Raw genomic sequence first — 375 nt, 5'->3', positions numbered from 1 at the left:
CCCGGTCAGGACGACCTCCGTCCAGGCGATGGCCAGTCGGGCCAGCGCCGTGCGCGCGGGAGCGAGGCCCGGGGCGGGGGCGAGCGGCTGGGCGCGGTCGCCCCACGTGGAACGGTCCAGCGTCACCAGGACGGGGGTTTCGGCCAGCACCGCGTCGGCCTGGGCGAGCCGGTGCGGCGACACGGGGTCGGCGACGTCGAGGGCCTCACGGATTCCGGCACGCAGCGTGAGGAACGCCCCGTGTTCGTCGGCGCTCAGCCGGAGGGCGGCGTCGGCGAGCCCGCGGTCGGCCAGCCAGCGCGCGCCAGTTCACCGGGGGTGGCCACGTCGTCGTCGCCGCTCTCCAGGTCGACGGTGTTGGTGAAGGCCTCGATC

Annotated in this window: 1 pseudogene; it reads right to left on the bottom strand. The window is 76.3% G+C overall.

What is annotated here, in order from left to right:
- A pseudogene (locus tag ACSNOK_RS33515) lies at nt 1-183 on the bottom strand (CGNR zinc finger domain-containing protein); the annotation flags it as partial.
- Between the last annotated feature and the right edge of the window lie 192 nt (nt 184-375).

It is taken from the genome of Streptomyces sp. URMC 126 (assembly GCF_051386555.1).
Taxonomy (GTDB): domain Bacteria; phylum Actinomycetota; class Actinomycetes; order Streptomycetales; family Streptomycetaceae; genus Streptomyces.
Note: the sequence above shows the minus strand (reverse complement) of the source record. Positions and strands in the feature narration are given on the sequence as shown.